Source organism: Rhizobium sp. BR 314, assembly GCF_047445805.1.
Classification (GTDB): domain Bacteria; phylum Pseudomonadota; class Alphaproteobacteria; order Rhizobiales; family Rhizobiaceae; genus Rhizobium; species Rhizobium lusitanum_B.
This window is the reverse complement of record NZ_JARWLA010000085.1, coordinates 1-5,949: the sequence shown is the minus strand read 5'-3', so window position 1 is coordinate 5,949 and position 5,949 is coordinate 1. Positions and strand designations below refer to the sequence as shown.

The 5,949-nt window shown below is 58.5% G+C and carries 3 protein-coding genes; 1 reads left to right on the top strand and 2 read right to left on the bottom strand.

Going from position 1 to position 5,949, the window contains the following annotated elements; genetic code table 11:
• Positions 1 to 47 precede the first annotated feature (47 nt).
• A complete protein-coding gene (locus QD461_RS36250; protein ID WP_414091603.1) occupies positions 48 to 3,206 on the top strand; it encodes an XRE family transcriptional regulator in 3,159 nt (1,052 codons plus the stop codon).
• Positions 3,207 to 3,689: 483 nt separating this feature from the next.
• Here the strand turns inward: QD461_RS36250 and QD461_RS36245 are convergent, their stop codons facing one another.
• On the bottom strand, positions 3,690 to 4,712 hold the full coding sequence (locus QD461_RS36245; protein WP_028753521.1) for a TRAP transporter substrate-binding protein: 1,023 nt from the start codon (positions 4,710 to 4,712) through the stop codon (positions 3,690 to 3,692).
• A 49-nt stretch (positions 4,713 to 4,761) separates the two neighbouring features.
• A partial coding sequence (locus tag QD461_RS36240) for a TRAP transporter large permease (protein ID WP_414091602.1) occupies positions 4,762 to 5,949 on the bottom strand: 1,188 nt, incomplete at its 5' end.

Genomic DNA, 5,949 nt, shown 5'->3' with positions numbered 1-5,949 from the left:
AGGATGTAGCGGCAGTGCTTCGATGGCTGAGAAGCCCCCCGTCGGTCATGTCCCTCCGGGCGACGACGGCCGACGAAGCGGTGGCGTTTTTTCACGCGGCATTGAGCGAGTTGCCGGATGAATTTGCACAGACTTACCGCGCACGCTGCCTTGTGGCTACCACCGAGGATGCTGCGCGACAGCTTGGAGATGCTTCGGGGTCTCTCATACTCGTTTTGACGGCTCCAAACCCAGGCCTCAGCCGGGTCCTAGCCGGGAAGGGCCATTTCGTCCTTCAGATCTATGATGAGCGGGCGGCTGGCGATGGAGATGTGAGGACGCTTGCCCGGCCATCTCGCGAAGGCATTGCAAACGCGCTTATTGCAGCGGGCATGTCCGATACGCGGGCGGAGACGCTTGCGCGCGACAGTGCGCGCGAGCTGTCGGTCCTGCGGCGACGCCTGCCGGGTGCACCAGGCCGCCTGCCGGCTTGGGCAGTCACGTCACCCCCTCGCGCCCTGCTGGCAGCGCTGCTGATCGGCGGCTGGCACGATGAGAGAAAGGATGATTGCCGCATTCTTGAGGAAATCGCTGGCCAGCCGTATGAAGAAATCATCAAGGAGCTCACTCCTATGGTTCGCGACCTGGACAGCCCCTTGCAGAAAGTCGGGCCGGCATGGCGTGTAACCTCGCCAATCGATGCCTGGTTTCTGCTTGCTCAGAATCTTACCAATGATGACATCTCCCGATATGAGGCTGCGGCATTGGATGTTTTGGGCGCATCGGACCCCCGTTTCGAGATGGAACCAGATGACCGCTGGATGGCCAACGTCCGCGGAATTCAACCTCCGTACTCTGGCCTCCTGCGTCACGGGATCGGCCATTCGATGATACTGATGGCGCTATGGGGCGACAGGGTCCGGACGGTTCCAGACGTGGGGCGACGTGTTGATCATATCGTGCGAAAACTCCTTCAGGGAGCCGACGGGCATCGATGGTGGTCTCTCTCAGGTGATTTCAGGCTCCTCGCGGAAGCCTCTCCGGGTGCATTCCTGGACGCTATCGAGGAAAGCCTTGATCGTGATCAGCCCCCAATCGAGGCGCTTTTCGGAAGCGATGGAGGTGGGATTACCGGGCAGGAACATTTGGCTGACCTGATGTGGGCACTCGAATCTCTTGCCTGGTCAAAGCAACTCATGCCGCGTGTCACCTATGTGCTCGCGCGCCTCGACGCGATTGATACAAAACCGCGTCGCTTCACGAACGGTCCGGCCAACAGCCTCCGCAACATCCATCTTCTATGGCATCCAGAGACATTTGCGACACTCGACGAGCGGCTGAAAGCACTTGACCTGATCAGGAAGCGCGAGCCAGCCAGTGCCTGGAAGCTGATGATCGGGATACTTCCGCAAGGACGCGACCACATGACGCCGTCTGCCGTGCCGCGGTGGCGTGACTATTCGGTTGATGACGAGGAAGCCCTCACTTGGGGGCTCGTAGAACGAGGTACAACGGAAATCAGCAAGCGTTTGCTCGATGATGCAGGGCTCGATCCGCAGCGGTGGTCGGACCTGCTGGACTGCCTCGCCGACCTCGTTCCGGGCACGGAAGTCGCACTGGTGAACCTTGCCGCCGCCGAGCCGAAGATGATCGACGAGGACGCTCGCGCTACCCTGTGGCGCAAGCTCCGTTCAACTCTCCACAGACATCGGCAATTCCCCGATGCCGATTGGTCGCTGGACGAGCCTGTCTTGATTGCCTTGGAAAAAGTCTATCATCGGTTCGCTCCTGCCGATCCGATCGAGCGGGTAGCATGGCTATTCAACCAGACCGTGGAGCTCCCTGACCGCGGCTCTGCTGGGTGGGAAACGGAGCAGCGCGATATTGAGGAAACGCGCCAGCGTGCCGCTGCGGCAGTTTTCGAAGCCGGAGGAATTCCGGCGATCGAGAAACTTGCAAGACAAGTGGAAGCCCCAGGCTATATCGGCAAGGCGCTCTACGACGCCGGCCTGTCTCCGCCGGAATTCGACGACCTGCTTCAGTCTTTCCTGAAATCCGATAACGCTTTGGAGCGGGATGTCGCGCATGGTCTCGTTGTCTGCTCGTCACGTGATCGCGATAGAGAATGGTCCACGGGCTTGATTGAGAAAGCACTTGCTGAAAAGTGGGCCGATGAGGCACTGCTCACATTGCTACGCGCCCTGCCTATCGAGCGCTGGGTCTGGAACCAAATCTCCGAAATTGGCGGCGCGATCGAAACGACATACTGGCGGACCGCGCGGGTCATGTGGATTGATGATCGCGAGGACGACATCGTCTATGCGGTACGCAAGCTCATTCAGACGGGCGCGCCACTGCGAGCGGTGGGGCTCGCTAGCCGGATGCGGGAGTCCGATCTTCCTTCGGACCTAGTCATTGAGGTACTGACCGAGGCAGCAAAGCAACCCTTCACTGGCGATCCAGGTCATAATGAACTCGGCATGTTTCGCCATCATGTTGCGGAGCTCATGCAGATCCTGGACAATCGCGATGATGTCGAACGAGAAGCGCTCGCGACGCTTGAATGGAACTATCTCGAAGTTTTGGAGCATTCCCAGCGACCTGCAAAAGCGCTCCTCGCCGAGCTCTCGGAGCAACCAAAGCTTTTTGTCGATCTCCTGAAAGCCGTTTATCGAAAAAGCGATGATGAAGACGGTGACGCGGACGAGCCTGTGCCCGCGACACCTGAAATGGCGAAAGCAGTGGCGAGCCGCGCTTATGCATTGCTCGGACACTGGAACAGAATTCCTGGGACACAGAACGATAGCTCAATCGATCCGATCAGACTGACCGAATGGATCAAAGAGGCKAGGAAGCTCGCCCGCGAGGCGGGCCGCCTTGATATTGGCGACAGCCGCATCGGGCATATGCTCTCCTCGTCACCAGATGGCAAGGATGGCAATTGGCCAGCCGAGGCTGTTCGGGAGGTCATTGATCTCTTCCACAGCAAGGAAATGATCGACGGCTTTGTCGTGGGCAAGATGAACCGCCGCGGCATGACGACCCGTATGCCTCGCGACGGCGGATTGCTGGAGCGAAGAGAGGAAGCGCGCTATCGTAAGTCGGCGGATGCGATCATTTTTGATTATCCCCGCACGGCCAACGCTTTGATCCGGCTTGCTGACTATTACGAGCGAGACGCGAGACGCGAGGACGAGCAGGCCGAACGGTTAGATTGGCGCGGCTAGTGTCTCCCGGCCGACTTGCGCCCGACTAGGTGATGGGAATGAAACGGAGGTCTTGCGGGACCTGGGGGCATTTGCCGAGAATATCCGCATTGCCTCTTTCTGTCACAAGAGAACGCTCGAAGAACTAACTTCCGCCCGCATGAGGACCGCGTTTCTAAGCCACCCAGTAGACTAGGAAGGCGCAGTCGGTGGCACCTTGGCTGATGGGGTCATCGGAAGCTATCTGTACTCAATGCCGACTAGCAGCCAGTCCGCTCTGGCCCATTTCCCTATTGTATTGAGGAATTTCGGTGTTAGCTCAATTTCAATAACAGGGTCGAAGGTTCCGATCCTTTCAAGGCGCCCGAGTATGATCCGCCGGCGCCACCCGCTGCACGCGATTGCCACAAAGTCACGAAAAAAGCCGGGTCTCGTGATGTTCTCACGAGACCCGGAAGTCGGCCGGACAGCCGGCCTCTGGGAGAACATATACCTTCTAGGGGCCTACGTGAGTTTCCCTACCGTCTTCTCGAGAATTGCCCACAATTCCTCGCCATATTTTTCGCGCCAGCCGGTGTAGAAGCCGCCGTCGCGAAGTTTCTGCCTGAACGCCTCAGTGTCGGGCTGATTGAATACAAGGCCCTGTTTGGCCAGGACCTCTTTGAGGGACTCCGACAACTTGGCCATATCTTGGCGCTCATCAAGCGCGGCTAGGTTGATGTTGCGGCTCACGACCTCCTGCACATCCGCCGGCAGGCTTGCCCAGTTGCGCTTGTTGGCAACGCAGAAAAACGCGTCCCACATGTGCCGGGTTAATGCGCAGTATTTTTGGACCTCGACAATATTTGCGGTCTTGATGTTGGCCAGCGAATTTTCCTGTCCATCGACGACCTTCGTCTGAAGTGCAGAATAGAGTTCGTTGAAATTAATGGACGCCGGAGCTGCCCCAAACGTCTGGAACATGGAGGTCCACAGCGCTCCGACTGGAACGCGGATTTTCATACCGGCGAGATCTGCGGGCGAGTTGACTGGGTGCGTACTGGTGGTGATGTGCCGGAACCCGTTGTCCCACATCTTTTCCATCGGGAGGAGATTCACCTTTTCGATGAGCTTATGCAGAGCGGCACCGAGTTCACCATCCATCGTCTTCCAAACCGTATCATAGTCCGGGAAAATGAAGCCGAGACCGTAGATCGAGGCCGCCGGGACCATCGTGGACAGTACATTGATACCAGAGTTCAGGAACAGATCGATGCCGCCTGCTCTCACCTGCGACAGCATATCAGTGTCGCTACCAAGCTGGTTGTTCGGGTAGACCTGCAGTTCCACCCGCCCGTTTGTCTCGTGTTGGATGCGTGCTGCCGCCTCCCTTGCGCGCGTGGTGATCGGATGGGTCTCGGCCAGATTGAACGCGAACTTCAGGGAATACTCGGCTGCGGCCGCTCGCTTCATCGAAAACCCGAGCGCCGTGGCGCTGAGACCAAGCGTCGTCGTCACTGTGAATGCGCGTCTTGTCAGATTTACCATTTCGTTCTCCTCCAAATAAGCTCTGTAATTTTGGTTGGTCGAGGTCGGGCTACAGGAAGCCGATCGAGAGCCACGGAACCGCAGCAACCGCAGCAAGACCAATGGCCATGGCGACGATGTAGCCGACGATCGGTTTCATGCCGGCGTCGGGGCTGACTCGGCTGATTGCACAGGCAGCGTAGTAGCCAACACCGAAGGGTGGAGCGAAGAGGCCGATACCCATCGCCAACACGACAACCATGGCGTAATGCACCTGATGGATGCCCAATTGCTGAGCAACCGGGAACAGCAACGGTGCGAACAGTACGATTGCGGGTATCCCCTCGAGCACACTGCCGAGGATGATGAAAATGACGATCGAGACGATCATGAAGGTCACCGCACCGCCCGGGAGCGTTGAAAGGTTTTGAGCCAGCGCTGTCGAGAAGCCTGATTGCGTCAGGCCCCAAGCCATCGCCGTGGCCGCGCCGATAATCAGAAGGATCGAACCGGATAGGCTCGCCGTCTCGACAAGCATCGGCTTGAGTCGGCGCCAATCGAACTGACGGTAGAACAGAAGGCCCGCGATTACCGAGTAAGCAATGCCGATTGTCGAAACTTCCGTCGCCGTGGCGACACCTTCGATGACAGCTGAGCGGATGACGAACGGAAGCGCAAGGGCAGGCAGTGCAGCGAGAAGCAGCTTGCCGATCTGCCGTCGACTTGCCCTCTTGACGTGGCTCGGATCATCGTTGCGGCAGCGCCAGCGGACCAAGAAGCAAAGGGTTACCGCCAGAATAAGGCCGGGGAGAAGACCGCCGGTGAACAGCGCGGCGATCGACACCCCGGTAGCGGATCCCACTGTAATCAAGACGATGCTAGGCGGGATTGTCTCAGTCTGGGCGCCCGTCGCCGACAGAAGTGCGACAAGATCGCCTTCGTCTGCGCCGCGCGCCTTCATCTCCGGAAACAACACGGGCGCGACGGCGGCCATGTCGGCGGCCTTCGATCCTGAAATCCCAGATACAAGATACATCGCAGCCACCAGCACGTAGTGAAGCCCGCCGCGCACATGGCCAAGAAGGCTGGCGAGGAACGCAACCATCGCCCGTGCCATACCCGTCATCTGGATAAGTTGGCCGAGAAACACAAACAGAGGGATCGCAAGAAGGATCAGATGGCTGACACCTTCATCGATCCTGCCGACAATGATCAGAGGCGGCGTTCTGGTGGTCAATATAAGGTAGCCGAATGTAGC